This is a genomic window from Tunturiibacter psychrotolerans, assembly GCF_051013365.1.
Taxonomy (GTDB): domain Bacteria; phylum Acidobacteriota; class Terriglobia; order Terriglobales; family Acidobacteriaceae; genus Edaphobacter; species Edaphobacter psychrotolerans_A.
The window spans coordinates 3,802,799-3,828,247 of the sequence record NZ_CP132941.1 but is presented as its reverse complement, the minus strand read 5'-3'; the positions used below and the strand labels follow the sequence as shown (position 1 = coordinate 3,828,247).

Genomic DNA, 25,449 nt, shown 5'->3' with positions numbered 1-25,449 from the left:
TCAGCCAGGCAATCTGTCGTGCTTCGACACCAAACCGAGTTCTTTTTCTCCAATGTCGGTAAATCGCCTGACACTTGGAGCACACCATGCGGTGATGTGATTCATGATTCATCTCCACGCGCAGCCATGGTGCATGCTCACTTCGCGAAAGACGCCGCTCTCCACAAATAAATGTAGGTTTTTGTATACGGTCGCCAGCGAGATCGCCGGCACCTGCGCATAGACCTCTTCCGGACTCGGATGGCCATGCATCGTCTTCATCACTTCGTACAAGACCTGCCGTTGGTGCGTCACCGCGATGCCGTTCTTCGGGCAAACCTCACGAAACGACCTGGCCTCGTTCACCAACATGAGACAAGTATAAACAATAAAAATTATCGTTCGATAAGCTTAGTTATCCACAAGCAGCAACCCACCCGCTAGTTCAACCGCTCCGTCTTCCCAAATCTCGAATCCAAAGGCTTTCTCCCCGCGAACCCCTCTTCCTCGGTGTGCCAGTGGGTAATCGCCGGTTCGCCAAGCTTCCAGCAGAGCAGAACCGTCTTCCCATCCATCACGTAAGGAAAGTCCAGCAGCCCCTGCTCGAGATCCTTCACCTGCACCCCAATCGATTCGATCTCTGCCAGCGTATCGCTGCCCGACTGGACAGCCTTGTCGCGCTCTGCCCTGCGCCGTGCAGCAACACTCACGTCCACATGCATGCCGCCAGACAGAAAAATCCTGTGGCTCAACTGCTGCATCTCGTACTCGAGCTCCGCCGCCCGGATCTGTGCTTCCTGCGCTTTCCTTAGCAAAGCCTCTACTACCGGCAACAGCGTCTGTGCTTCGCCCAACGTAAACGTCTTGTTCAAACTCTGATCTCCAGCATCCTGTCGAGCGCTACACGCGCCCACTGCTTCACATCATCGTCCACCTTGATGCGATTCACAACCTTTCCCTCGACAAGATTCTCCAAAGCCCACGCCAGATGCTGAGGCGAAATCCGGTACATCGTTGTGCACAAACATCCAGAGTCATCGAGCGTAATCACCCGCTTGCCCAACGGTGCAAACCGCTTGGCCAAACGGTTGACCAGATGAATCTCCGTTCCCACGGCGAAGCTGGAACCCTCCGGAGCGCGCTCAATCGCCTGAATAATATGCTCCGTCGAACCCACGTCGTCCGCCTTCTGGCAAACCTCCCAGCGGCACTCCGGATGCACGATCACCTGCATTCCAGGCTCCTCCCGGCGCACGCGATCGACATGCTCCGGCAGAAACCTCTGATGCACCGAGCAGTGTCCCTTCCACAGAATCACCTTCGCCGCCTTCAATCGGTCCGGGCTCAACCCGCCGTTGATCTGATAAGGATCCCAGACCACCATCTCGCTCAACGAAATCCCCATCGCAAACGCAGTATTGCGCCCAAGGTGCTGATCAGGAAGAAACAAAATCTTGCTGCCGCGCGCGAACGCCCACTCAAACGCCCCGCGAGCATTCGATGAAGTGCAAACCAACCCGCCTCGCTCGCCGCAAAAGGCCTTGATCGCCGCAGCCGAATTCATATAGGTCAGCGGAATCAGCCCGCCCGCGCCTTCATCTGTCAGCCCTACACGCTCCAGCGAATCCCAGCAGTCTTCCACCTGCCCGATCTCCGCCATATCCGCCATCGAGCAGCCCGCATTCAAATCCGGCAGAATCACCTGCTGCCAGGGTCGCGCCAGAACATCCGCCGTCTCCGCCATAAAGTGCACGCCACAAAACAGCATGTACTTCGCGTCAGTCTCAGAGGCAACCTTCGAAAGCTTGTAGCTGTCACCAGTAAAGTCAGCGAACCGAATCACTTCATCCCGCTGATAGTGATGCCCCAGCAGAACCACATCGGTACCAAGCTTCTCCCGCGCCGCAGCGATCCGGGCATCCATCGTATGGTCTGGTTGCGCAAGGTAATTGTCTAAGGAACACGAATCTGCAACGTTCTCCGCCACGGCCTCAGCCGGTGCAATATCCAATAGTCCGTTCAAAGTACTCCGCCTTCAGTCTCACAAGGTCGTCTGGCAGCGGCTTCAGCCGATACCATCTTTCGCCTTCGAGACGGGGATGTTGAAAGCATGCACTGCTTGAGTTGCAGTGGATTCACCGTGCCGGCTCCTTCAAGCCGCCACCCAACCCACGGGGATGTTGCAACTCCTACCACTTCGCTACTCGCGACCAGTTCGATCGCTCGTTCACAATTAGACGCAATTCATATTCAGAGGATGCGTCTTTCTTCAAATCATCCTGCGGCCCTACACCAGAGATTTTATCAGCCTCAACGCGCTCCATCCATTTGTTCCGTCCACTCGTAAGCCGTATCATGGGACTGACTTATGCCTAGCTTTCAGGACAGCGCCGTCATCTTCTTCCTAGCCCTGCTTCTCTTCGGCCCGAAGAAGCTGCCCGAACTCGCCCGCCAACTCGGAAAACTCATGGCCGAGTTCCGTCGTGCCTCCAACGAATTCCGCATGCAGATGGAGGACGAGCTCCGCGTCGCCGACCAGGAAGAACAGCGCAAAAAGATCGCCGCCATGGAGGCCGCCGCACCCGTCACCCTTGCCATCTCCGCTGGAGAAAACACCATCGCACCCCCCACAGACTCCATGTCAGACGTCACTCCTGAACGGATCGCCCAGCTCACGCAGGAGCTGGTGGAAGACCACCCACATATGCCGCCTCCGGCCCCCTCGCCGCTTCCCATCGCCACCTCCGGCGACCTCAATCTCATGCCTCCGTCTACCGGCCTTCCCATCAGCAACTCGGCCCTCTCGCCCGTCCTCAACTCAATCCCCCACACGGCCGACTCCGAGTCACCCAATGAAGTAACCTCCAGCGAGGCCACCCACCATGGCTGATCTGGTCGACAGCGTACGCAGCGCAGTCAGCGACCGCGCCGAACTCCCCGGCATGAGCCTGATGGAGCACCTCACCGAGCTCCGCAAACGCCTCATCCATGCCACGGTTTATCTGCTGATCGGATTTGCCGTCGCCTACGCCTTTCACGAGCGCCTCTACGGATTCGTCCAGAAACCCCTCGACGACCTCCACATCGCCCTCAACTTCACCCATCCCACCGACGGCCTCAACCTCTACCTCAAGACCGCCCTGCTCGGTGGAGCGATCCTCGCATCTCCCTTCATCCTCTACCAGCTATGGCTCTTCATCTCGCCCGGCATGTATGCCAACGAGAAGCGTTACGTCGTCCCGTTCATGGCCGCAACCATTGGGCTCTTCCTCGCAGGAGCATGGTTCGGCTACCACTGGGTCCTTCCCGGCGCCATCAAAGTGCTCGTTCTCGACTTCGGCAAAAAATTCAATCCCATCCTCACCATCGAGGACTACACCCAGTTCTTCCTTGCCGTAATCCTCGGTCTGGGCATCTGCTTCGAACTGCCAATCCTCATATTTTTTCTCTCCCTCTTCGGCATCGTCGACGCCAAGTTCCTGCTCAAACACATTCGCTACGCTATCCTCGTAATCTTCCTCATCTCCGCCATCATCTGCCCCCTGCCCGACCCTTTCAGCATGATCCTCTTCGCCAGTCCCATGCTCGTGCTCTACTTTCTAGGAGTCGGTGTCGCATTCTTCGTTCACCCATCACGCCGCAAAGCCAAAGAGGCCAATAAAGCCGCATGATCCTTCCCGCGAATCGGCACCCCCAAAAGTATTTTTTTCTCCCATCACGGCATCCGCACCATCGATCCCTCATCTTGGCGGTGCTACTCCTTCTGCTGGCGCCAATCGTCCGCGCCCAAAAAACCGCCTCCACGCAGTTCAGCGGACAGGCCGCCTACACCCTCACCAAACAGCTCCTCGACGTAGCCCCCAAGCGCTTCAACGCCTCCCCCGGCCACGCCAAAGCCGAAGAGTTCCTCAAACAGCACTTCGCCCCCGAAGCCGCCAAGGGCAACTTCGTCACCGACACCTTCACCGCTACCACCCCCGCCGGTCTCCAGACGATGACGAACTACATCGTCAAATATCCTGGCAAAAAGGACGGCATCATCGTCCTCGTCAGCCACTACGAGACCAACTATCCCCTCCGCGATATCAACTTCTACGGAGCCAACGACGGTGCCGCCACCTCTGCCCTGCTTATCGAGATCGGCACCATCCTCCGCGCCCATCCCCCCGAGGGCTACTCCATCTGGCTCGTCTTCGACGACGGCGAAGAGGCAGTCAAAACCTGGTCTAACTCCGACTCCCTTTACGGCACCCGCCACCTCGCCGCCAAATGGTCGCAGGACGGCACCCTCACCAAAATCAAAGCCATCCTTGTCGCCGACATGATCGCCGACAAGGACCTCAACCTCGACTATGTAGAGAACTCTACCCCCTGGCTGCTCGATCTGCTCAAAGTCGCCGCCAAAAACACCGGCCACTCCGCCTCCATCTTCAAATACCGTGAGGCTGAAGAAGATGACCACCTACCCTTTGCGGCACGCGGCGTCCCCGTCCTCGATCTGATCGACGCCCACTACGGCCCCACCACCGACGCCATGCCCGACGGATACCACCACACCGACAAGGACACCATCGACAAGATCAGCGCCCACTCCCTCCAGATCTCCGGCGACATAGTCCTCGAGATGATCCGCTTAATCAACCAGCGCCCCTGAAGCCAGAGCATCGGCGACAGAGGCGCAAGGTAAATCCAGCGATCGGTTGAACTACTTGCTGCAGGCCTTCCCATGGTCAGGATGAGCGCCCTTGGCCTTTGCATCAGCCTCAGACATATAGGATCCGGCCTTGGTCTTCCCGTAGTAGTCCGACCCATAGCAGTGATAGACGTTACTCGACGTATTCACCCACACCAGGCCAGGACCGCCGCCCGCAGCCTGCGGAAGAGCCGCTGCCTTCTGTGAAGGTGACTGCTTTGCAGAAGAAGCCGGTGCCGTCGTCGCGGCAGGAGCCGGCGCAGTCGCTGCAGTCGTAGCCTTCGGAGCGGGAGCAGGAGCAGCCGCCGGTGCCGTAGCCGCCGCAGCCGGAGCGGCCGCATACCACTCCTTTACACCCTGGTGCCCACGGCAGGCGCCCTGCTTAGTCGCGGCCGTCGAGTAGGTTCCGTCCTTGCACATCCCCGTAGATCCCGCCGGTGGTGCCGCCTGGGCCATAGCCAGTTGAGTACCCACAAGCCCCGCCGCAACCGCCATCAAACAGTTCGCTATCTTCATAAACGCTCCCATTCCTTGGATTTAGAGGGCCCGAATACCGCCAAATCCTACCCCATTCGGCCTACCCTGTCATCAAAAACCGGATGAAAACCGACAATTCCCATCAAAACCAGATCCCATTGTGACCCAAACGAGTTACAAACTGCCGCATTCGAGGGATAGTACCTGGCTAATGCTCCCCCTAGTCTTGGCCGATAGGAGGGACCATGCAGACACCATCGTACGCAGACATACACAACCGTTACAGAGATCTAACCAACCGCACCGTTCGCCCAACCAACGCAACTGGTTTCCTCGAGAACCACCATGTGATCGATATTGCGCGCAGCCTGTTCCTGTCCTCCCTCATGTGGATGGCGCTCGCAGTTATCGTTTACACGGTCTACTCAATGGTCGCCGGCGCACGCTAGCTGGCAGCCTGAATCAGTGAAGCCGCAAGCTTCGACAGTCAACACCCTGTCGAACCTCCCCAACGGCTCCCCTCGTAGCACAGCTCCGCCGGGCCCCCTTACATACATTTCGCCGCTCCGCACTGTAGCATCCAAAGGGTGATGCTCGCAGCGACCCCAATCAGCCATTGGATAGGCTTTCACGTCTTCATTCTCGTCCTCCTCGGGGTCGAGCTTCTCTACGTTCGCTATCAGGGCCCCTCTAAAACGCAATCCACCTCCGTCGCTGCCACCATCCTCTGGGTCGCCGCTGCCCTTGCCTTTGGTCTCTTCGTCCTCCGCTCCATGGGAAGCCTGTCTGCCACCCAATACCTCGCAGGCTACGCCATCGAAGAGTCGCTCTCCGTCGACAATCTTTTCCTCTTTCTTCTCCTCTTCCGCCTCTTCAAAATCGAACCCGCCCACCAGCCCAAAGCCCTCTTCTGGGGCGTCCTAGGCGCCATCCTCATGCGCGGAGCCTTCATCTCCGCAGGCATAGGCCTCCTAACTCACTTCGAGTGGGTCAGCTACGTCTTTGCCGCCATTCTGCTTATCGCCGCCATTCGTCTGGTCCTGCCCAGCGCCCAAAAAGACGAGACCCACACCCCACGCTGGATCGCCTGGCTCGCCCGCCTCCACCCCGTCAGCCTTCGTCAGGACAAGTTCTTCGTCATCGAGAACGGCCAGCGCATGATCACAGTCCTCTTCCTGGCACTCATCGCCATCGAACTCACCGACGTCGTCTTCGCGCTCGACTCCATCCCCGCCGTCCTCTCGATCACCCGCCACCCCTTCCTCGCCTACACCTCAAACATCATGGCCGTCATGGGCCTACGCTCTCTCTACTTCCTACTGGCCCACCTGCTCGCCAAGCTGCGCTTCCTTCACTACGGCCTCGCCGCAGTCCTGGCCTTCGCCGCCTTCAAAATGCTCGCCGCCCACCACCTGGAGATCGGCCCGCTCACTTCACTCGCCACGATCCTAGTCATCCTGGGGACAACGATCGCCCTCTCGCTGTTTTCAAAAAAATAGCCTTCAATACCCACCAGAAAGAACTCCCACGTCGTCGCTTACGGCTCCAACTCGCGTCTGCTCCCCGACCGCAAAAGAAACACAAGCACCAGCACTGCGACGACCCCGCCCCCAAACAATCCAGCCATACCCGCCGCCAGCGAAGCAGGGCCGCCATGAAAGGCACCGTTCACCTTCACATCCGCGATCTTGTAATAAATCACCACTGCAACGACACAAAAGCTGATCATCGCCCCCGCAGCAGATACAACAAAACGTTGCAAACCCCGGTCACGCTTCACGCGGAAATCCCGCTCACTCCGAACTTCACTCACCTCAGGCAACAAACTCAAGCCTCCCCTGCTGCATCACCGAATGCTTCGCAACCTCACCCCGCAGCGGAAAATCATTCCGAAAGTGCGCCCCCCTGCTCTCTTCCCTACCCAACGCCGACGCCACGATCAGCTCAGCCACAACCTGCAAATTCCGTGCCTCCACCGCTCGCCGCGTCAAACCCTTCGGGAGTGCCTTACCCAACGCATCCAGCCCACGCTTCGCCAGCCGCAAACCGTCCGCATCCCTGAGCAGCCCAGCGTACTTCCACATCAACTCCCGCAGCTCTTTGATCCACTTCTCCGTCGCCGCATCCGAACTCACACCCGTATTCGAAGCCGCCGGTGCCACACCCAAGCCACCGTCCTCACGCACCGTCTCCGCAATCATCGTCTCTGCCGTCAATGCCCCAAACACCAACCCCTCCAGCAGCGAATTACTCGCCAGCCGATTCGCTCCATGCACCCCCGTGCAAGCCGCCTCACCCGCCGCATACAAACCCGGCAGCGATGTCCTCCCCTGCACATCCGTCCTCACCCCGCCCATCAAATAATGCGCCGCAGGCCGCACCGGAATCAGATCCCTCCCCAACTCCAGCCGATACTTCGTCAGAAACGACGAGATCCCCGGAAACCGCGCATGCAAATCTTTCTTCACATGCCGCATATCCAGATACACCGGCCCATCCATCCCCTCACGCGTAATCGCCCGCGCCACCACATCTCTCGGAGCCAGTTCCAGCAGCGGATGATACCGCTCCATAAACCGCTCCCCCTTCGCATTCACCAGATACGCACCCTCACCCCGCAACGCCTCACTCAGCAAAAACCTCGGAGCACCTGCTTCACTAAACGCCGTTGGATGAAACTGGTAAAACTCCATATCGCTCACCGCCGCACCCGCCCGATAAGCCATCGCAATCCCATCCCCCGTAGCAACCGCAGGATTCGTCGTATCGCTATAAACCTGCCCCGCCCCGCCACTCGCCAGTAAAACAGCCCCAGCCCGAACCACCCTCAGCCCACCCTCTCCATCAAGCAGCGTGGCCCCCACCACGCGTCCTCCTTCAACAATCAAATCCACACTCGTAGTCCACTCCATCAACTCAATCGTGCCCTTACCAAATCCACCCTCCCGCACATGCCGCAGCAGCGACACGGCAATCTCCTTCCCGGTAGCATCTCCATTCGCATGCAGAATCCGCGACAAGCTATGCGCCCCCTCGCGCGTCCGCATCAACTCACCCTCTTCCCCGTTCTTGTCCTTCGGATATCGATCGAACGCTGTCCCCCACTCCAATAGCTCCTCAACCCGCTGCGGCCCCTGCGAAACCAGCACCGCCGCAGCCTCGCGATTCACCAGCCCATCGCCTGCCGCCATCGTGTCTTCCAGATGCAGTGCGACATCCTCCTCCCCACCCATCGCCACCGCGATCCCACCCTGCGCGTAAGCCGTATTCGACTCTGCCAGCTCTTCCTTCGTCACCACCAGCACCGTGCCCGTCTCTGCCAACCGAATCGCTGCACTAAGCCCTGCAATACCTGCCCCAATAACCAGAAAATCAAACCGTTCCATACCTCAATGCTAGTTCATTAGCCGACCAACGGGAGGCCCGCGACTGTCGACCTCCCAACACAAGTTAAAAAGGCGTGCAAACGCCCGCTCCGCGCGCAGCGGGCCCGTCCGGCAGGACAAGATGACACGTTCTCCGAAATCACCTGCGATACGATAAACACACAGTGCCCGTCATCCCAGTCAACACGCCCTCCGCAAAGTACGACGTCACCATCGCCTCCGGCCTCCTTCGCACGCTCCATCCACGCCTGAGCAAGCTAATCCCCAGCAAACCCTACCGCCCCTTCATCGTCACCTCTCCCAACATCTGGGCCCTCTGGTCCAAGCCCTTCCTCGCCTCATTCAAAGAGCCTCCAACCGTCCTCTTCCACCCCGCGGGCGAGCGCCACAAGCGCATGTCGAGCGTCGAATCCCTCGCCCAGCAACTCGCCACCGCCGGGGCCGACCGCGACTCACTCCTCCTAGCCTTCGGTGGCGGCGTCATCGGCGACATCACCGGCTTCCTCGCCGCCATCTACATGCGCGGCATCCGCTACGTCCAAATCCCCACTACGCTCCTAGCGCAAGTCGACTCCTCCATCGGCGGCAAAACCGGCGTCAATCTCGCCGCAGGCAAAAATCTCATCGGCAGCTTCTACCACCCCCAGGCCGTCCTAGCCGACACCGACCTCCTCCGCACCCTGCCTCCAGCCGAGCTACGCGCCGGCCTCCAAGAATCCATCAAAGCCGGAATCATCTACGACGCCAAACTCTTCCGCTTCATGGAACAGAACCCCGCAGCCATCCTCAACACAAAGAAGAACGCCGACACCAAAGCCCTGACGAAGGTAGTAGCCGCATCCGTCCGCGTCAAAGCCGACGTAGTCAGCAAAGACGAAAAAGAGTCCGGCCTCCGCATGATCCTGAACTTCGGCCACACCATCGGCCACGCCATCGAAGCCGCCACTAACTACCAGCAGCTCCTCCACGGCGAAGCCGTAGCCTGGGGCTCGATCGCCGCGCTCAACGTAGCCATCGCACGCAAAACCATCAAGCCCAAAGACGCCGAGCGCATCACCAAACTCATCCTCCGCTACGGCCCGCTTCCCACCTTCAAAGCCACCGCAGAAAAACTAGTAACCCTAACCAGCCGAGACAAGAAAAACCGCAGCGGCATCCGCTCCTTCATCCTCCCCACCGCCATCGGCAAAGTACAAATCGTCCGCAACGTAACCGAGCCCGAACTCTTAGCCGCCACAAATCACATGCTCACCCTCATGCGCGGCCAAGAGCAAGCCATATGACGCCAACTCAGCAGCTTGAACTCGAAATTACGACGGCGGTCAGTGCGGGATTACGTGCACTCGGATTTGAGAAACAAAAGCACCGTTTTAGTAAGCGAATTGATAAAGATCGCTTAGGTTGGTGCGGATTAAATATCGCCAGGAAGAATATCAGTGGAATAGGGGTCAACCCGGTGGTTGGTTTGGCATTCGATCCCGTAGAGAACTTCATAAAGAAAATAATCCCAGAACACCGCGAAGGTACGTTTCGTTCCTCCATTGGGTACCTAATGCCGGAGCGGCGCTACTTGGAATGGGTGATTTCTCTTCATAGTCCTAACGATGTGGAGGCAAAGGCAAAGGAAATAGTCACCGCCGTCGCCCTATACGGCTTGCCGTTTATGAATCAATTCTCAAGTTTAGAAGCGGTCATAGAGGCGCAAGAGCAATTTCAATTCACAGACCGCGCGTCGGCGATAGATAGACTGCCAATCCTCTACAACCTGGCCGGAAGGCAGGAACAGGCAAATACTCTGCTACAGAAACGATCTATTGAACTTGCCGCTCGAGACGATTGGGCAGCAAGAGATCAAAAGAGACTTGTCGCAGCATTGATGAGCGGTAATTCTCCGAGGTAGTAACAGCAATGAACCAAGGTGTCCCCGAACACGAACGCTCCACCGGAGCCCGCCCCGCCGGCATCACTACCGAGCAAGCCGCCGCCACCTCCGTCCAGCAGATGTTCGACACCATCGCCCCAACCTACGACCGCGCCAACCACCTCCTCTCCGTCGGCATCGACCGCTACTGGTGGAACCGCACCGCCAAACTCTTCCGCCCAATCCTGCAACATCCCGAAGCCGTCGCTCTCGACCTCTGCTGCGGCACCGGCGACATGACCATGGCACTCTACCAGCACCGCCCGCACACCCCCGAAACCGCCCCAATCCTCGCCGTCGACTTCTCCCACCAGATGCTCTCCCGCGGCGCAGAGAAGTTCGCCCCCCACAACATCGTCCCCATCGAAGCCGACGCCCTCCACCTCCCCATCGCCGACGCCTCCATCGACCTCGTTACCTCCGCCTTCGGCTTCCGCAATCTCGCCAACTACGAAGAAGGCCTCGCCGAACTCCACCGCATCCTTCGCCCCGGCGGCCAGCTCGGCATCCTCGAAGCCAACCAGCCCGAAGGCCTCACCGGCGCACTCTACAATCTCTACTTCAAATCCATCCTCCCCCGGCTAGGCGGCCTCATCTCCGGCAAACGCGCAGCCTACAGCTATCTCCCCGCCTCAGTCGAACGCTTCCCCCGTCCCCCGCGCATGCTTCAACTCATGAAAACCGCCGGCTTCACCAACGCCACCTGGACCAGCTACACCTTCGGCACCGCCGGCCTCTACCACGCCACCAAACCCTGACGAACTATCGCATCGACACAGTCGAAGCCGGCGGAGCCGCAGGCACGCGGGTACTATGCATGAACACAATCTTCCAAACCCCACCCCGCCTCTCAAGAAACGCCGACTCAAGCCACTGTTGCGGCACCGTTCCAGACGCATCGGTCACGCCACCTTTATTCACATAAGCAATCCAAGCCGCATCTCCCATCACATGCACATCGGGCTCCGTAACATTCCACTCATACCGTCTGCCCTTCGCATGTTCCGCCTTAATCAAGGTCATGATCGCGTCCCCATCAAATCGCGCCCCCGCATCGTAGAGATAAAACCCAGGCCCCACCACCGCATGAAACTTCGCAAGATCATCCACAGCAGCCGCCGCAAAGATCTCCTTCACCGTATCGACAACCCGCGTCTGATCCGCACTCAGCGCTCTCTCTTGACCGCTGGAGCTTCTAACAGCAAAGGCAAGCACAATCGCCAGCACATTCGCAGCAAAAATACTTCGAACTCTCATCAACATCGAACCCTCCCGAATCTTTTATCCAATCACGCGACGATACAACAAGACCCGCACTCTCCATCATCATCTCCAGTGGTATATTCCCCTCAGTTCCCCAGCCCTCAATCGTACGTTCACCGGCCCAACCAGACGGAACTTCAATGGCATCCATTCCGCAGCAGACCATCGACGGCCCTCTAGTCTCAAATGATGCGGCCATCGGCGCATCCGCCATGCGCAAAGCGACCCGCCACCTGATCCCTCTCATCGCCCTCGGCTACGGCGCAGCCTACATCGACCGCGTCAACATCAGCTTTGCCTCTCTCCAGATGAACCGCGACCTCCACTTCAGCGCCACCGTCTACGGATTCGGCGCAGGCCTCTTCTTCCTCAGCTACGCCGCCTGCGAAATCCCCTCGAACCTCCTGCTCTATCGCTTCGGAGCCCGCCGCTGGCTCTCCCGCATCATGGTCACCTGGGGAATCATCGCCATCGCCATGCTCTTCGTCCGCACCCCATGGCAGTTCTACACCGCACGCTTCTTCCTGGGCGTCGCCGAAGCCGGATTCTTCCCCGGCGTCATCTTCTACCTCACGCAATGGTTCCCCCAGGAGCTTCGCGCCCGCGCCATCAGCCGCTTCTACATCTCACTCCCGCTCAGCTCCGTCGTCACAGGCCTCATCGCAGGCCCACTCCTCAACCTCGACGGCCACCTAGGCCTTCGCGGCTGGCAATGGCTCTTCCTCGTCGAAGGCATCCCCGCAATTCTCCTCGGCATAGTCTTCCTTTTCCTCCTCCCTGACGGCCCGCAGCAAGCCACGTGGCTCACCGAAGACGAACGCACCTGGATCATCCATCACGTCCGCAACGACCCATCCCTCGTCGGCGAGAACAGCCACGCCCTCGGCGCTGCCCTCCTCGACCCGCGCGTCTGGCAGGTCGGTATCTTCATGTTGTTGATGCTCGGCTCCTCCTACGCCTACACCTATGTCGCTCCCGACATCATCCAACGCGCAACCCACCTCAACACTTCAAAAGTCGGCTACATCATCGCCGCACTCAGTCTTCTCGGCGCAGCCTCCATGCTGCTCAACGCCATCTACTCCGACCGAGTCCAATGCCGCACGCCCGAAAGCAACTACCCACGCTACATGCACGTCATCCCATGGGCCTTTCTCATCTCCGCCGGCTTCTTCGCCTGCAGTCTCTCGACAAATCCAATCAGTGTCGTAGCCTCCATCGGCACGATCATCATCGCCTACAACGCCATGCAGGGACCCCTCTGGTCTCTCCCCGGAAGCTTCTTTCAAGGACGATCCGCCGCCGCAGGCATCGCGACGATGAACATGATCGGCATGATCGGCGGTTTCCTCGGACCCTACTTCGTCGGCTTCGCAAAAGACCTCACCGGCGACTATCAGCGTGGTCTCTTCTTTATGTGTCTCCCGATGCTCCTCGGCGCCGCCATCATGTTCTACCTCCGCGCCGAAACCCGTCGCCGTCTACTCAAAACCTAACCCCCTCCAAAACCCTGTACCATCTTCTTGATGAGTACAACGGCCCAGCCAGAACAAGCCGCAACCCCTCACAGCGAGAAGCGCTCCGCCGCGCTCTTCTCCGTCATCGCCGCCTTCGCCGTAACCTTGTTCAAACTCCTCACCGGCATCCTCACCGGCTCCCTCGGCATGCTCTCCGAAGCCGCCCACTCCGGCATCGACCTCATCGCCGCCGGCATCACCCTCTTCTCCGTCCAGGTCTCCGACCGCCCCGCCGACGCCGACCACGCCTACGGCCACGGCAAGATCGAAAGCCTTTCTGCCGCCATCGAATCCGTCCTCATGCTCGGCTCCTGCGTCTGGATCCTCACCGAAGCCATCCACCGCATCGCTCATCGAGAACATCTCGCACTCAAATTCTCCATCTGGCCCTTCCTCGCCCTCCTTCTCTCCATCACCGTCGACTACACCCGCTCCCGCAAGCTCCACCGCATCGCCGCCGAGACCCGAAGCGAAGCCCTCGAAGCCGATGCCATCCACTTCCGCACTGACATCTGGTCTTCCATCGCCGTCCTCATCGGCCTCGCCGCCAGCTTTATCGGCGAGCGCTACCAGATCTCCCAACTCGAACTGGCCGACCCCATCGCCGCCATCATCGTCGCCGGCATCATCCTCCACGTCACCTGGACCCTCGCCCGCCGCACCATCGACGCCCTCACCGACGCCACCCCCATCGAAACCCGCGCCCAGACCGACGACATGATGCGCGACGTAGCTGCCATCGACGGCGTCCTCTCCGTCGACCGCATCCGCACCCGCCGCTCCGGTCCTAACTACTTCGCCGATCTAACCCTCGGCCTCCCCCGCAATCTCACCTTCCAGCGCTCCGAGCAGATCACCATGGCCGCCACCGCCGCCGTCCGCCGCCATCTCCCGGGCGCCGACGTCGTCGTCCACTCCATCCCCACCGCCGACACCGCCGAAAGCCTCCACGACCGCATCCGCGCCGTCGCCGCCCGCTCCAACCTCGCCATCCACGACGTCAGCGTTCAGGAGTACAACCACACCCTCCACGTCGAGCAGCACCTCGAAGTCGACGAAAAGATGTCTCTCAGCGCCGCCCACGCGCTCGTCACCCAACTCGAATCAGAGATCCGCCGCGAAGTACCCGAGATCTCCACCATCCTCACCCACATCGAAAGCGAACCCGCAACCATCGAGCGCCCAGCCTCAGCCGAACGCGACCGCCAACTCGAAGTCCGTCTCCGCCGTTGCGCCCAGGCCTTCCCCGAGATCCTCGACATTCACGAAGTCTTCGTCACCCGCGCCCACAACAACGGCGCCGACCGCATCCAGGTCAACTGTCACTGCACTCTCCCCGACGATCTCCCCATGTCGCGCGTCCACGAGACCATCACCGCCCTCGAAAACGCCTTCAAAATAGACTGCCCCGAAGTCTCCCGCCTCCTCATCCATCCCGAGCCCGCCACCGACAACCGCCGCTAGTCTCCTTCACTCGCTGTCAATCGAAAACCCTCATCATAAACCTCTTCATCGGCAGCAGAGTTTGCGCGAGATAATACCTCCATGCCCTCCGCCTCTCTCAGCGCGCATATCCCACAGCACAACCGTCGGACCCGGGGTTGCGCTCTATGACGGGTGCTGGAGTACAGGCCGAAGAAGGTGTTTTCCTCCTGCTCCTCGTCTTCGTGGTCGTGTTCGCCGGCCTCGCCCGACAACTGAAAGTGCCCTATCCGATCCTGCTCGTCGTCGCTGGACTCATCTTGAGCTTCTTACCCGGCATGCCGCGCATCGGCTTGGATCCGAACCTGGTCTTTCTCGTCTTCCTTCCTCCACTGCTTTACTCGGCTGCATGGACTCTCTCCTGGCGAGAGTTCCAACGAAACTTCGTCAGCATTGCCATGCTCGCCGTCGGCCTCGTTCTCTTCACTATCTTCGGGCTTGCGTGGGCCGCAGGTTCTCTTCTCCCCGGATTCGATTGGAGATCAGGTGTCCTCCTCGGCGCCGTAGTTGCCGCTACAGACGCGATCGCAGCAACATCCATCGCGCGAAGAGTCGGACTTCCGCAGCGTATCGTCGATATCCTGGAAGCCGAAAGTCTCGTCAACGACGGCACCGGCCTTCTCGCCCTGCAATTCGGTTTGACTATCCTGCTCAACGGAAGAACGCCCTCCCTCATTGAAGGAATCGGCCAATTGGTCTTTCTTACTTGCGGAGGCGTAGCCGTCGGTCTGGCCATCGGAGCCATCATCGCGTGGTTCGAAAAGTGGGTTGACGACGGTCCCATTGAGATCGTCATCAGCATCCTCGCTTCCTACGGCGCCTACCTCCTTGGCACCCGTCTCCACGTCTCCGGGGTGATGGCTGTCATCGCATGCAGCATGTACATGAGCCGCAAAAGCCCGGAGTATATGTCCTCTCAGGTACGCCTGCAGGCCACCGCCGTCTGGGACGCACTCACCTTCATCCTCAACGGCATCGTCTTCGTTCTGATCGGACTCCAACTCCCTTATGTCATCGGGCAAATCGTCGGCATCCGCCATACCGTGCTGCTCGAGTACGGCATCGGATTTTCCGCGGCCATCATCGCACTCCGCATGGCCTGGGTCTTCGCCGAAACCTATCTCGCCTACGCCGTAAGGCGCTGGGTTCAAAAACTCCAACCAGACCCACCCCAACCACGACGCGTCTTCATCATCGGATGGGGAGGCATGCGCGGCGTACTCTCTCTCGCCGCCGCAGTGTCTCTTCCTTACATGCTCCCCGGAGGCAGGACTTTCTCTCAAAGGAGCATGATCATCTATCTTGCGTTCTGCCTCATCGTCGCGACTCTGATCGTCCAGGGACTTACGCTCCCTTGGTTGATTCGGATCATGGGCCTCTCCGACTCAGGGCGCTCAACTCAGGAAGAGCAGGAGGCTCGGCGTGTCCTGGCTACCGAGGCAATCATGCATCTGCATCGCGCACGGTCTAAGAATCGCGACACCTCCGCCATCTTTCAGGAGTTGATCGATCAATATCAACATCGTTTGGATGCCATTCCTCCGGAACGGGAACATACGGCGACAGGAAGGAACCTCGCTCAGCGAAACGAAGCCGTTCTCATTGCACTGCAAGCAGAGCGTGATGCACTCATCCGGCTGCGCAACGAAGACGAGATCGACGACGAAGTCCTGCGGACCCTGCAACGCGAGCTCGACCTGGCGGAGAGCCGGATGCATACCGGCTCGATGACCTTTCATTGATCAATATCCCGAACAAAGCCATGACATCCCGCCAACACTTCTCCGCTACAATGAAACCGTGCGACGCCTAATCGGTATCACGCTACTTCTCCTCTTCAGCGCACCGCTGATCTCGCCGCTGCTGGCTCTCACCGCCAGCACCGCAGCGAAGCTCCCGGCCTGTTGCAGACGGAACGGCGCACATCACTGCATGATGAACATGGACCAGACAGAGTCCTCCAGCTCGAATCACAACGTCTCGACGATCCCGCAAAAGTGCCCTTCCTACCCAGCGGCCGTCACCCAGATTCAGCACGGAGATCTCTCGTCCCACACTGCCTCCCTCATCTTTGCAGAGATCGTCAGCCACCCCTCCGTCACAACCCAGACCGAAGCCCGCGCCCGCGTAGCCTTCGATCGCTCCCGCCAAAAGCGCGGCCCTCCCTCCTACTCCCTCTAAGCGACCCGACCAGCAGCCGACATACCTCCCGCCATTCGCGAGAGCACGTCGTGCTGCCGTCCCGTTCCGCAGCTTCAACTCCGTCAGCACTCTGACGAGGAAAATCCCATGCGCAAGCTTGCTCTACTCTGTCTCCTGTCATTCCTCAGCGCCGTCACAGCTCGAGCCACCATCTTCAGCCAACTCCACGGCGTCGTCCACGACCCCCAGCACCGCCCCATCGCCAACGCCCACATCGAACTCCACGCCACCAACTCCGCTTTCACCAAATCCACCACCACCGCGCAGGACGGCTCCTTCACCATCCCATCCCTCCCCCTCGGCGACTACACCATCACCATCTCGCAACCCGGCTTCGACACAGCAAAACAAACCCTCACCCTAGCCTCCGACACCGCACCAATCCTCCACATCGAACTCCACCTCGGCACCGTCGAACAAACGACATCCGTCACCACCGACGCCAACACTGCCAACATCAACACCGTCACCCCAACCACTCTAGTCAGTCGCGAAGACATCACCCAAACCCCCGGCGCCGACCGCACCAACTCCCTCGCCATGATCACCGACTACGTCCCCGGCGCTTACATCACCCACGACATGCTTCACATGCGCGGCGGCCACCAGGTCTCCTGGCTCCTCGACGGCGTGCAAATCCCCAACACCAACATCGCCAGCAATCTCGGCGCGCAGATCGACCCCAAAGACATCGACTACATCGAGATCCAACGCGGCAGCTACACCTCCGACGTCGGCGACCGCACCTACGGAGTCTTCAACGTCGTCCCCCGCACCGGCTTCGAGCGCAACCGCCAGGCCGAGCTCATCCTCAGCGCAGGCAGCTTCCTCCAAACCAACGACCAACTCAACTTCGGTGACCACACAGAAAAGTTCGCCTACTACGCCAGCCTCAACGGCAACCGCAGCGACTACGGCCTCTCCCCACCCACAGGAGTCGTCATCCACGACGCCACCAACGGCTACGGCGGCTTCGCATCTCTGCTCTACAACCGCACCCCGAAAGACCAGCTCCGCCTCATCACCCAGCTCCGCGCCGACTACTTTCAGATCCCCTACGATCCCGACCCCAACAGCCCCGGCAACCAGCAGTTCCAATCCAGCGGACTCCGCGACGGCCAGCACGAAACCGACGCCGTCGCTGCCTTCTCCTGGCTTCACACCTTCAACCCCGCCACCGTCCTCCAGGTCTCGCCCTTCTTCCACTACAACCGCGCCGACTACGAATCCAACCCCAACGACATCCCCGTAGCCACCACCTCCGACCGCAGCTCCACCTACGCCGGAGCACAAGCCAACATCACCACCGAAATAGCCCGCAACACCATCCAGGCAGGCTTCTACTCCTTCGGCCAGCACGACAACTACCTCTTCGGCGCCATCTTCAACGACGGCAGCGGCACCGCTCCCTTCCTCACGCCCGACTCAGCCTCCGGCGGCGTCATCGAAGAGTTCATCTCCGACAACTACAAACCCACATCGTGGCTCACCCTCATCGCCGGCCTGCGCCAAACTCACTTCCAAGGCGAGTTCACCGAGAACTACACCGCACCACGCTTCGGCGTAGCCCTCCGCATTCCCAAACTCAACTGGGTCTTCCGCGGCTTCTACGGCCGCTTCTACCAACCCCCGCCTCTGCTCACCTTCGGCTGCTCTGCCACCTCCATCGCCGACGGCACCTGCAACCTCCAGAACTTCGCCCTCAGCTCCGGCACCAGCTTCGCCCCGCTCCACGGCGAACGCGACGAAGAGCATCAATTCGGCGTACAAATCCCCTACCGCGGCTGGCTCCTCGACGCCGACACCTTCAAAACCCGCGTCAACAACTTCCTCGACCACTCCAACATCGGCGACTCCAGCATCTACTTTCCCGTCACCGTCGACGGCGCCCTCATCCGCGCCTGGGAGCTCACCCTCCGCAGCCCACGCATCGGTCACGTCGGTCAGTTCCATCTCGCCTACTCCAACCAGATCGCCGAGCAGCGCGGCGCCATCACCGGCGGCCTCATCTGCTCTCCTCCCACCTCAGCCGAGTGCGACGTCGACCCCGGCTACACCGCCGTCGATCACGACCAGCGCAACACCCTCAACGTAGGCTTCAACGCCACCCTCCCCTGGCGCACCACCGCCTCCACCAACGTCTACTACGGCTCCGGCTTCACCAACGGCGGCTTCGACCCCAACGGCCCACCAGCGGACCCACGTTACCCCAACCCCTACCTTCCCCAACACACCACCTTCGATCTCTCGATCGGCAAAACCTTCACCGAAAAACTAACCGCCTCCATCACCGCCACCAACGTAGCCAACCGCCGAGTCCTCCTAGACAACAGCCTCACCTTCGGCGGCTTCCACTTCAACGACCCCCGAGAGATCTTCGGCGAACTACGCTACCGCTTCAAATATTGACACCGACCAACGGGAGGCCCAACGCACCTAAACCCAGAAAGAAAAGGTACACAAGTCACGAAGTGACCGCCCCACGCGAAGTGGGCCCGTCCGGCAGGACAGGCCCTCCTTTGCGCAATGACCAGTGCGTAGCACAGTCTCCAACCCACCCCTCCGCTATACTCTGAAAAAAGCATGACTCCCCTACTCCCCAGAAAAGTCACCCGAAGCATCAATCGCTTCTTCAACATCGTTCTGGGCGCACTCGCGATGCTCACCGTAGCCCTCGTCTCCGCCTTCATCACCATGCGTCTCGCCATTCACGGCCACGAGGTCAAAGTTCCCGACCTCACCAACCTCACCATCTCCGAAGCCAGCAAAAAAACCAGCTCCCTCGGCCTCGTCCTCACCCTCGAAAACCGCTTCTACTCCCCCAACACCCCACCCGGCCGCGTCCTCGCCCAATCCCCAGCCCCCGGCCTCACCGTCCGCCGCGACTGGCCCGTCCGCATCACCGAAAGTCTCGGCGCCCAACAAGTCGCCATCCCGGACCTCATCGGCCAATCCGAACGCACCGCCACCATCAACATCCGTCGCCTCGGCCTCGAACTCGGCACCGTCTCCCACATCGCCGCCCCCGGAGAACCCGGCGTCGTCATCGCTCAAACCCCCGCCCCCAACGCCGTTGGAGTCGACCGCCCACGCGTCAGCCTCCTCCTCAGCGACCCCGAACAGACCACCTCTCCTCAGGCCTTCGTCATGCCCTCCCTCGCCGGCCTCACCCTGGCCGGAGCCGCTGCCCGCGCCGCATCCTCCGGCCTCCACATCGCCAGCGCCGAAGACCTCAACCTCAGCTCAACCTCACCGGTCGCTCCCCTCACCGCCCAATCCCCACCCAGCGCAACTACCCTATCCTCCGCCGAACCGATCGCGCACCCCGTCTCCACCATCGGCACCGTCATCGCCCAAACCCCACCCGCCGGCCATCGCGTCGTCAAAGGCGACCCCGTCCACATCACCCTCACCGACTAACCTCAAAGCTCGCATCAAAGGTCCAGTCAATGTCGAACTTCGCCGCATACCCCAGCTTGAAAGACCGTGTCATCCTCATCACCGGCGGCGGCTCGGGTATCGGCGCATCCCTCGTCGAACACTTCGCCTCCCAACACGCAAAGGTCGCTTTTCTCGATATAGCAGAGCAGCCATCTCTCGAACTGGTCGAGCGCCTCGCCCCCCACAGCAAGCACCGCCCACTCTTCCTGCGCTGCGACCTGACCGACATCCTCGCCTTACAGTCCGCGATCGCACAAATCTCCCATGATCTCGGCGCACCTCAAGTCCTCGTTAACAACGCTGGCAGCGACGACCGCCACGACTTCGTCAACGTAACGCCGGAGTACTGGGACCAGAGAATAGCAGTCAACCTTCGACATCAATTCTTCGCCGCACAAGCGGTGGCCGAACAAATGAAAGCGGCCGGAAGCGGCTCCATCATCAACATGAGTTCGATCTCATGGATCATTCCAGGCCGCCAACTCCCCATCTACAACACCGCCAAGGCCGCCATCGTCGGCATGACGCGCTCCCTCGCGCACGATCTCGGACCTTCGGGAATCCGCGTCAACTGCGTTCAGCCCGGATCAATCCTCACTGATCGTCAACGCCGGCTATGGATGTCCCCGGAGTATGAGCAAGAGGTCCTTGACCGTCAATGCCTCAAACGCCATCTCCTTCCCGACGACGTCGCCCGCCTCGTTCTCTTCCTCGCGGCCGACGACAGCGAAGCGATCACTAATCAAAGTCACATCATCGACGGCGGTTGGATATAGTCAGCTAGGCAACTTCTAAGCCCGCTCCAAAATCACCGCATAAAATCCGTCCCCATCATGCACCCCAGGCAGCGTCCTGAGCGCTCCATCCCTCACCGCCGACCCCATCTCCCCACTCAACACCCCACGCTCCGCAAGCTCCGCCATCACTCCATCCACCGGCACTCGCACCACCCCCCCCGCACCAACAACCGCATCCACCACACCCTCACACTCCTCCGCCTCCAGCGAGCAAGTCGAATAAACCAGCCGTCCACCCGGAGCCAACCGCTTCAAAGCCCCCTTCAAAATCAGCCTCTGCCTCTCCGCCTGCCGCGCAAACTCCTCCACCTTCAACCGATGCCGAATCTCCGGATTCCCCGCCATCGTCCCAGTCCCCGAACAAGGCACATCACAAAGAATCAAATCAAACTCCCCATCCACGCCCTTAGCCTGCGCCGCATCGGCAACCGCAAACCCAACCCGCTCCGCATACGCATACCGCCTCAGCCGAGCCTCCGTCTGCGCCAGCCGCTTTGCACTCACATCACTCGCAACAATCTCCGCACCCCCCAGCCGCTTCGCCAAAACCAAAGTCTTCCCACCAGGAGCAGCACAGCAATCCCAAACCCGCTTCGCCCCCGGCATCGCCGCTGCAGCAATCTCCCCAACCAGCCGCGACCCATCATCCATCACCGGCCAATCCCCACCCCGCTCGGCGAACATCGCACCCTCTACTGGCTCGTGCTGATCCGCCTCGCAGATCTTCAACGCCACATCCCGCCCATAAGCCGCCACCCAACGCTCCACTATCCATCGCGGATGCCCCAGCCTCTCCGCAAACGCTGCCACGGACTCATGTATCCGCACCCCTGGCTTCTGCGCCGCCGCCAACTTTCGCAGCACCGCATTCACCATCCCCGTCGCGTGTGGCTCCCCCGCCGCGCGACACAACTCCACACTCTCACTCAAAGCCGCATGCGCAGGAATCCTCTCCAGATGCAGCAACTGAAACGCCCCCATCCGCAGCGCAATCGACACCGGCTCCGCCAGCCTCTGCTCCGGCCGCTGCAACAACCCACGCACCCGAGCATCCAGCGCGATCTGCCAACGCAGCACCCCCATCACCAGCGCCGTCGTCAGGTTCCTATCCTCGGGAGACAACCCATCCACCCGCGCCGAGTGCAACAACTCATCGCTGTGCCCCTTGTTCTCGCCCACCAGCTTCAAAATCTCAAAAGCCGCCAGCCGCGCAGGCGTAATCTTCGCCACCGACGCCTCAACCGAAGCCGTAGGCCCCGCAGACGCAGGCCTCTTCCGCACCGCACCAGCCTTACCCGCAACCACCTTCGCACCACCTGGTTTCACATGCTTCGGCTTTCCCACCCACACCTTCGATTTTTCCTTCATACTCCCAACCGTTCGCCGCTCTTCACCTGATACCCACGCAGAAACTCCGCTGCACTCATCCGTTTCTTGCCTTCCATCTGCACCTCAAGCAACTCCGCCACCGTCCCACCCCCGCACCCAACCAGCATCAGCTCACCATCCACCAACAGCTCCCCTTGAGCAACCGAGCGCGCACCGCAAACTCTCATCTTCGACACGATCAGCTTCTTCCCCCGCAGCGTCGTATGCGCACCCGGCCATGGCTGAAACCCTCTCCACCTGTCATAGATCTGTTTCGCCGTCCGAGAAAAATCCACCAGCCCATCCTCCCGCTTCAGAATCGGAGCCAGCGTAGCCAGCGAATGATACTGCACCTCCGGACAGATCGTCCCAGCCTCCAGTCTCTTCAGGGTCTCCACCATCAACTCTGCCCCCAGCGGAGCAAGACATCCATACACATCCACCGCGGTCTCCTCCTGCCCAACCGGGCACACCGCCGCCAGCAGCATATCCCCCGTATCGAGCCCCGCATCCAGCCGCATCGTCGTCACACCCGTCACCACTTCACCGCAAGCCACCGCCCACTGAATCGGCGCAGCCCCGCGATACTTCGGCAGCAGCGACCCATGCAGATTGATATTCCCAAACCGCGGCAGTTCCAACATCCATTGCGGAATAATCCGCCCATAAGCAACCACGAGAATCGCATCCGGCGCGATCCCTTCCAGCTGCGCGCGAAACTCTGCATTGTTCTTGATCTTCTCCGGCTGCACCACCGGCAAACCATGCTTCAGCGCTGCCTCTTTCACCGGAGGCACATTCACCTCCAGCCCGCGCCCCGCCGCACGATCCGGCTGCGTCACCACCAGCGCAACCTCGTGCCCCGCTGCAATCACCGCTTCAAGCGTCGGTACTGCGAACTCCGGCGTCCCACAAAAAACTAATTTCATTGATAATCCTCTGTCCTGCCGGACGGGCCTCCTGCGCGGAGGGCGGTCACTTCGTGACGCGTCTACCCTGTCTTGCCAAAGAAAATCTTACGCCGACCAACGGGAGGCCCACCACCTCACGCCCTGCCCCGACCGGTACACAAGCCACGAAGTGGCCGCCCCGCGCGCAGCGGGCCCGTCCGGCAGGACACATTACCACTCCCCGTTTTTAATCAGCTTCTTAATCTTTCGAATCACCAAATCCCGCTTCAACCGGCTCAGCCGATCAATAAACAGCACCCCGTCGAGATGATCGATCTCATGCTGCATAGCCCGCGCCAGCAACTCCGTCCCTTCAATCTCAAACCACTCCCCCGTCACATCCTGCGCCTTCACCTTCACCCACTCCGCGCGCGAAACCTTCTCGCGAATCTCCGGCAGACTCAGGCACCCCTCCTCCTCCACCTGCTTGCCCTCGCGCTCAACAATCTCCGGATTGATCAGAACAATCTTCTCCTCCGGATTCTTCTTGAAGCTCACATCAATCACCGTAATCCGCTGCGAGATCGCAATCTGCGGCGCCGCCAACCCAATCCCCTGCGCCGCATACATCGACTCGAACATCTCCTCGGTCAGCTTCTTCAGCTTCGCGTCAAACACCGTCACCGTCGCACCCGGCTTCGCCAACACCGGATCCGGCCACTTCACCACCTCATGAATCTTGCCCTTCGCACTCGCCTTAGTCGTCACTCAATACGCTCGAATCTGCTCACAATAGCCATTGAAATTTCGCTGCATCTCACGCAGCGAGTCACCGCCAAACTTCTCCACCACCAGCCGCGCCACTGTCAGCGCAACCATCGCCTCCGCCGCCACACCAGCCGCCGGAACCACGCAAACATCGCTACGCTCATACGCGGCCTTCACCGGCTCTCGCGTCTCAAAACTCACCGAACCCAGCGGCCGCCTCAACGTCGAGATCGGCTTCAAATACCCCCGCACCACCACATCCTCGCCATTCGAGATCCCACCCTCAACTCCGCCGGCATTATTCTGCTCCCGCGAAAACTTCGTAAACGCCTTATCCGAACCCTCATACCCAATCGCATCATGCACCGCCGAGCCCACCGACTCCGCCGCCGTCACTCCACGCCCCAGCTCCACCGCCTTCACCGCCTGCAGACTCATCACCGCCTGCGCCAACAAACCATCCAGCCGCTCATCCCAATTCGCATGCGTCCCCACACCAGGAGGCAGCCCATGCACCACCACCTCAAACACTCCACCCACCGTATCGCCAGTCCGCAACACTGCGTCCACCTCAGCCTTCATTGCCGCCTCAGCCTCCGCATCCACGCAATTCAGCAAAACCTCATCCTTCCCTTGCAGCGCCGCAATCTCCTCCCACGTCGCCGCCCGCCCAAGCTCCGCCTTCCCCACGCGAATCACATGACTCGCAACCTCGACACCCAAGGCACGCAACAACATCTTCGCCACCGCACCCGCAGCCACCCGCGCCGCACTCTCCCTCGCACTCGCCCTTTCCAACACATACCGAGCATCCGGAAAATCGTACTTCAAACTCCCCGCCAGATCCGCATGCCCAGGCCGCGGCGAAGCGACAGCTTTATGCTTCGTCGCATCCCCCGCCTCCACCGGCAGAATCTCCGTCCAGTTCTTCCAATCGTTATTCGCAATCACCATCGCAATCGGCGACCCGATCGTCTTCCCATGCCTCACGCCGCTCAAAATATGCGCCGAGTCCCGCTCGATCCGCATCCGTCCACCGCGGCCATACCCCTTCTGCCGCCGCCACATCTCCCTATCGATGAACTCCTGCTCCACAACCACACCCGCGGGCATCCCACTCACCATCGCCACCAGGCTCTCCCCGTGGCTCTCTCCCGCTGTCGAAAATCGCAACATCCCGTATCAATCCCTTCACTACCGCGCGGCAAACTTAAATTGTAACAACCCATCCGCGCTACCCTACGATTCCACTCAATGGCCTTCAT

The 25,449-nt window shown here is 60.2% G+C and carries 26 protein-coding genes; 15 read left to right on the top strand and 11 right to left on the bottom strand.

The genetic code is table 11. From position 1 onward, the window contains the following. Positions 1–108: 108 nt before the first annotated feature. The 3 genes from RBB76_RS16040 to nadA form a co-directional block, all read right to left on the bottom strand. On the bottom strand, positions 109–351 hold the full coding sequence (locus RBB76_RS16040) for a Fur family transcriptional regulator (protein WP_429629806.1): 243 nt from the start codon (positions 349–351) through the stop codon (positions 109–111). A 68-nt stretch (positions 352–419) separates the two neighbouring features. Continuing rightward, positions 420–851: a DUF2203 domain-containing protein gene (locus RBB76_RS16035; protein ID WP_429629807.1), complete on the bottom strand. Its 432-nt coding sequence runs from the start codon at positions 849–851 to the stop codon at positions 420–422. Next, on the bottom strand, positions 848–2,002 hold the full coding sequence (gene nadA, locus RBB76_RS16030; RefSeq protein WP_429629808.1) for a quinolinate synthase NadA: 1,155 nt from the start codon (positions 2,000–2,002) through the stop codon (positions 848–850). Before nadA ends, RBB76_RS16035 begins: the two co-directional genes overlap by 4 nt. Before the next feature lie 345 nt (positions 2,003–2,347). Here nadA and RBB76_RS16025 point away from each other — a divergent pair, with 345 nt between their 5' ends. The 3 genes from RBB76_RS16025 (at position 2,348) to RBB76_RS16015 (ending at position 4,633) form a co-directional block, all read left to right on the top strand. After that, positions 2,348–2,869 (top strand): twin-arginine translocase TatA/TatE family subunit, encoded by a 522-nt coding sequence (locus RBB76_RS16025; RefSeq protein ID WP_429629809.1) that lies wholly within the window; start codon positions 2,348–2,350, stop codon positions 2,867–2,869. Beyond that, positions 2,862–3,650, top strand: a complete 789-nt coding sequence (tatC, locus tag RBB76_RS16020; protein ID WP_429629810.1) for a twin-arginine translocase subunit TatC — start codon at positions 2,862–2,864, stop codon at positions 3,648–3,650. Before RBB76_RS16025 ends, tatC begins: the two co-directional genes overlap by 8 nt. 80 nt (positions 3,651–3,730) lie before the next feature. After that, on the top strand, positions 3,731–4,633 hold the full coding sequence (locus RBB76_RS16015) for a M28 family peptidase (RefSeq protein WP_429630317.1): 903 nt from the start codon (positions 3,731–3,733) through the stop codon (positions 4,631–4,633). A gap of 51 nt (positions 4,634–4,684) precedes the next feature. Here RBB76_RS16015 and RBB76_RS16010 read toward each other — a convergent pair whose 3' ends face one another. After that, a complete protein-coding gene (locus RBB76_RS16010) occupies positions 4,685–5,188 on the bottom strand; it encodes a DUF3761 domain-containing protein (RefSeq protein WP_429629811.1) in 504 nt (167 codons plus the stop codon). 206 nt (positions 5,189–5,394) lie between these two features. Between RBB76_RS16010 and RBB76_RS16005 the strand changes: the two genes are divergently transcribed. Beyond that, positions 5,395–5,598, top strand: coding sequence for a hypothetical protein (locus RBB76_RS16005; RefSeq protein WP_183976194.1), 204 nt, complete (start codon positions 5,395–5,397; stop codon positions 5,596–5,598). Between the two features lie 141 nt (positions 5,599–5,739). Next, the gene (locus RBB76_RS16000; protein WP_429629812.1) at positions 5,740–6,648 is read left to right on the top strand and encodes a TerC/Alx family metal homeostasis membrane protein; all 909 of its coding nucleotides are present in this window, start codon (positions 5,740–5,742) and stop codon (positions 6,646–6,648) included. Between the two features lie 38 nt (positions 6,649–6,686). Here the strand turns inward: RBB76_RS16000 and RBB76_RS15995 are convergent, their stop codons facing one another. Then, positions 6,687–6,980, bottom strand: coding sequence for a hypothetical protein (locus tag RBB76_RS15995; RefSeq protein ID WP_429629813.1), 294 nt, complete (start codon positions 6,978–6,980; stop codon positions 6,687–6,689). Next, a complete protein-coding gene (nadB, locus tag RBB76_RS15990; RefSeq protein ID WP_429629814.1) occupies positions 6,964–8,535 on the bottom strand; it encodes an L-aspartate oxidase in 1,572 nt (523 codons plus the stop codon). Before nadB ends, RBB76_RS15995 begins: the two co-directional genes overlap by 17 nt. A 164-nt stretch (positions 8,536–8,699) precedes the next feature. Here nadB and aroB point away from each other — a divergent pair, with 164 nt between their 5' ends. Genes aroB through ubiE form a run of 3 tightly spaced genes read left to right on the top strand, consistent with a single transcriptional unit; the run spans position 8,700 to position 11,214 of the window. Then, positions 8,700–9,818, top strand: a complete 1,119-nt coding sequence (gene aroB / locus RBB76_RS15985; protein ID WP_429629815.1) for a 3-dehydroquinate synthase — start codon at positions 8,700–8,702, stop codon at positions 9,816–9,818. After that, positions 9,815–10,435 carry a hypothetical protein gene (locus RBB76_RS15980; protein ID WP_429629816.1) on the top strand — a complete coding sequence of 207 codons (621 nt, stop codon included), beginning with the start codon at positions 9,815–9,817 and terminating at the stop codon, positions 10,433–10,435. Before aroB ends, RBB76_RS15980 begins: the two co-directional genes overlap by 4 nt. Positions 10,436–10,443: 8 nt before the next feature. Next, positions 10,444–11,214 (top strand): bifunctional demethylmenaquinone methyltransferase/2-methoxy-6-polyprenyl-1,4-benzoquinol methylase UbiE, encoded by a 771-nt coding sequence (ubiE, locus tag RBB76_RS15975; RefSeq protein WP_429629817.1) that lies wholly within the window; start codon positions 10,444–10,446, stop codon positions 11,212–11,214. A 4-nt stretch (positions 11,215–11,218) separates the two neighbouring features. Here ubiE and RBB76_RS15970 read toward each other — a convergent pair whose 3' ends face one another. After that, complete coding sequence (locus RBB76_RS15970) at positions 11,219–11,713, bottom strand: nuclear transport factor 2 family protein (protein ID WP_433963440.1); 495 nt, start codon at positions 11,711–11,713, stop codon at positions 11,219–11,221. A 146-nt stretch (positions 11,714–11,859) separates the two neighbouring features. Here RBB76_RS15970 and RBB76_RS15965 point away from each other — a divergent pair, with 146 nt between their 5' ends. From RBB76_RS15965 to RBB76_RS15935, 7 genes are all read left to right on the top strand, one after another. Next, positions 11,860–13,215 (top strand): MFS transporter, encoded by a 1,356-nt coding sequence (locus RBB76_RS15965; protein WP_429629819.1) that lies wholly within the window; start codon positions 11,860–11,862, stop codon positions 13,213–13,215. A 30-nt stretch (positions 13,216–13,245) separates the two neighbouring features. Next, positions 13,246–14,700: a cation diffusion facilitator family transporter gene (locus RBB76_RS15960; protein WP_429629820.1), complete on the top strand. Its 1,455-nt coding sequence runs from the start codon at positions 13,246–13,248 to the stop codon at positions 14,698–14,700. 146 nt (positions 14,701–14,846) lie between these two features. Further along, positions 14,847–16,460, top strand: coding sequence for a Na+/H+ antiporter (locus RBB76_RS15955; protein WP_429630319.1), 1,614 nt, complete (start codon positions 14,847–14,849; stop codon positions 16,458–16,460). A gap of 58 nt (positions 16,461–16,518) precedes the next feature. Continuing rightward, positions 16,519–16,899 (top strand): hypothetical protein, encoded by a 381-nt coding sequence (locus RBB76_RS15950; RefSeq protein WP_429629821.1) that lies wholly within the window; start codon positions 16,519–16,521, stop codon positions 16,897–16,899. 108 nt (positions 16,900–17,007) lie between these two features. Then, on the top strand, positions 17,008–19,329 hold the full coding sequence (locus tag RBB76_RS15945; RefSeq protein ID WP_429629822.1) for a TonB-dependent receptor: 2,322 nt from the start codon (positions 17,008–17,010) through the stop codon (positions 19,327–19,329). Between the two features lie 174 nt (positions 19,330–19,503). Beyond that, positions 19,504–20,340: a PASTA domain-containing protein gene (locus RBB76_RS15940; RefSeq protein ID WP_429629823.1), complete on the top strand. Its 837-nt coding sequence runs from the start codon at positions 19,504–19,506 to the stop codon at positions 20,338–20,340. Between the two features lie 29 nt (positions 20,341–20,369). Beyond that, positions 20,370–21,137 (top strand): SDR family NAD(P)-dependent oxidoreductase, encoded by a 768-nt coding sequence (locus tag RBB76_RS15935; RefSeq protein ID WP_429629824.1) that lies wholly within the window; start codon positions 20,370–20,372, stop codon positions 21,135–21,137. Between the two features lie 15 nt (positions 21,138–21,152). Here RBB76_RS15935 and RBB76_RS15930 read toward each other — a convergent pair whose 3' ends face one another. From RBB76_RS15930 to aroC, 4 genes are all read right to left on the bottom strand, one after another. Then, the gene (locus tag RBB76_RS15930; RefSeq protein WP_429629825.1) at positions 21,153–22,526 is read right to left on the bottom strand and encodes a transcription antitermination factor NusB; all 1,374 of its coding nucleotides are present in this window, start codon (positions 22,524–22,526) and stop codon (positions 21,153–21,155) included. Continuing rightward, the gene (gene fmt / locus RBB76_RS15925) at positions 22,523–23,455 is read right to left on the bottom strand and encodes a methionyl-tRNA formyltransferase (protein WP_429629826.1); all 933 of its coding nucleotides are present in this window, start codon (positions 23,453–23,455) and stop codon (positions 22,523–22,525) included. The genes RBB76_RS15930 and fmt overlap by 4 nt, the downstream gene beginning before the upstream one ends. A 192-nt stretch (positions 23,456–23,647) precedes the next feature. Continuing rightward, on the bottom strand, positions 23,648–24,184 hold the full coding sequence (gene def / locus RBB76_RS15920) for a peptide deformylase (RefSeq protein ID WP_429629827.1): 537 nt from the start codon (positions 24,182–24,184) through the stop codon (positions 23,648–23,650). Beyond that, positions 24,185–25,360 carry a chorismate synthase gene (gene aroC / locus RBB76_RS15915; protein WP_429629828.1) on the bottom strand — a complete coding sequence of 392 codons (1,176 nt, stop codon included), beginning with the start codon at positions 25,358–25,360 and terminating at the stop codon, positions 24,185–24,187. It abuts the gene before it with no gap. Positions 25,361–25,449 lie beyond the last annotated feature (89 nt).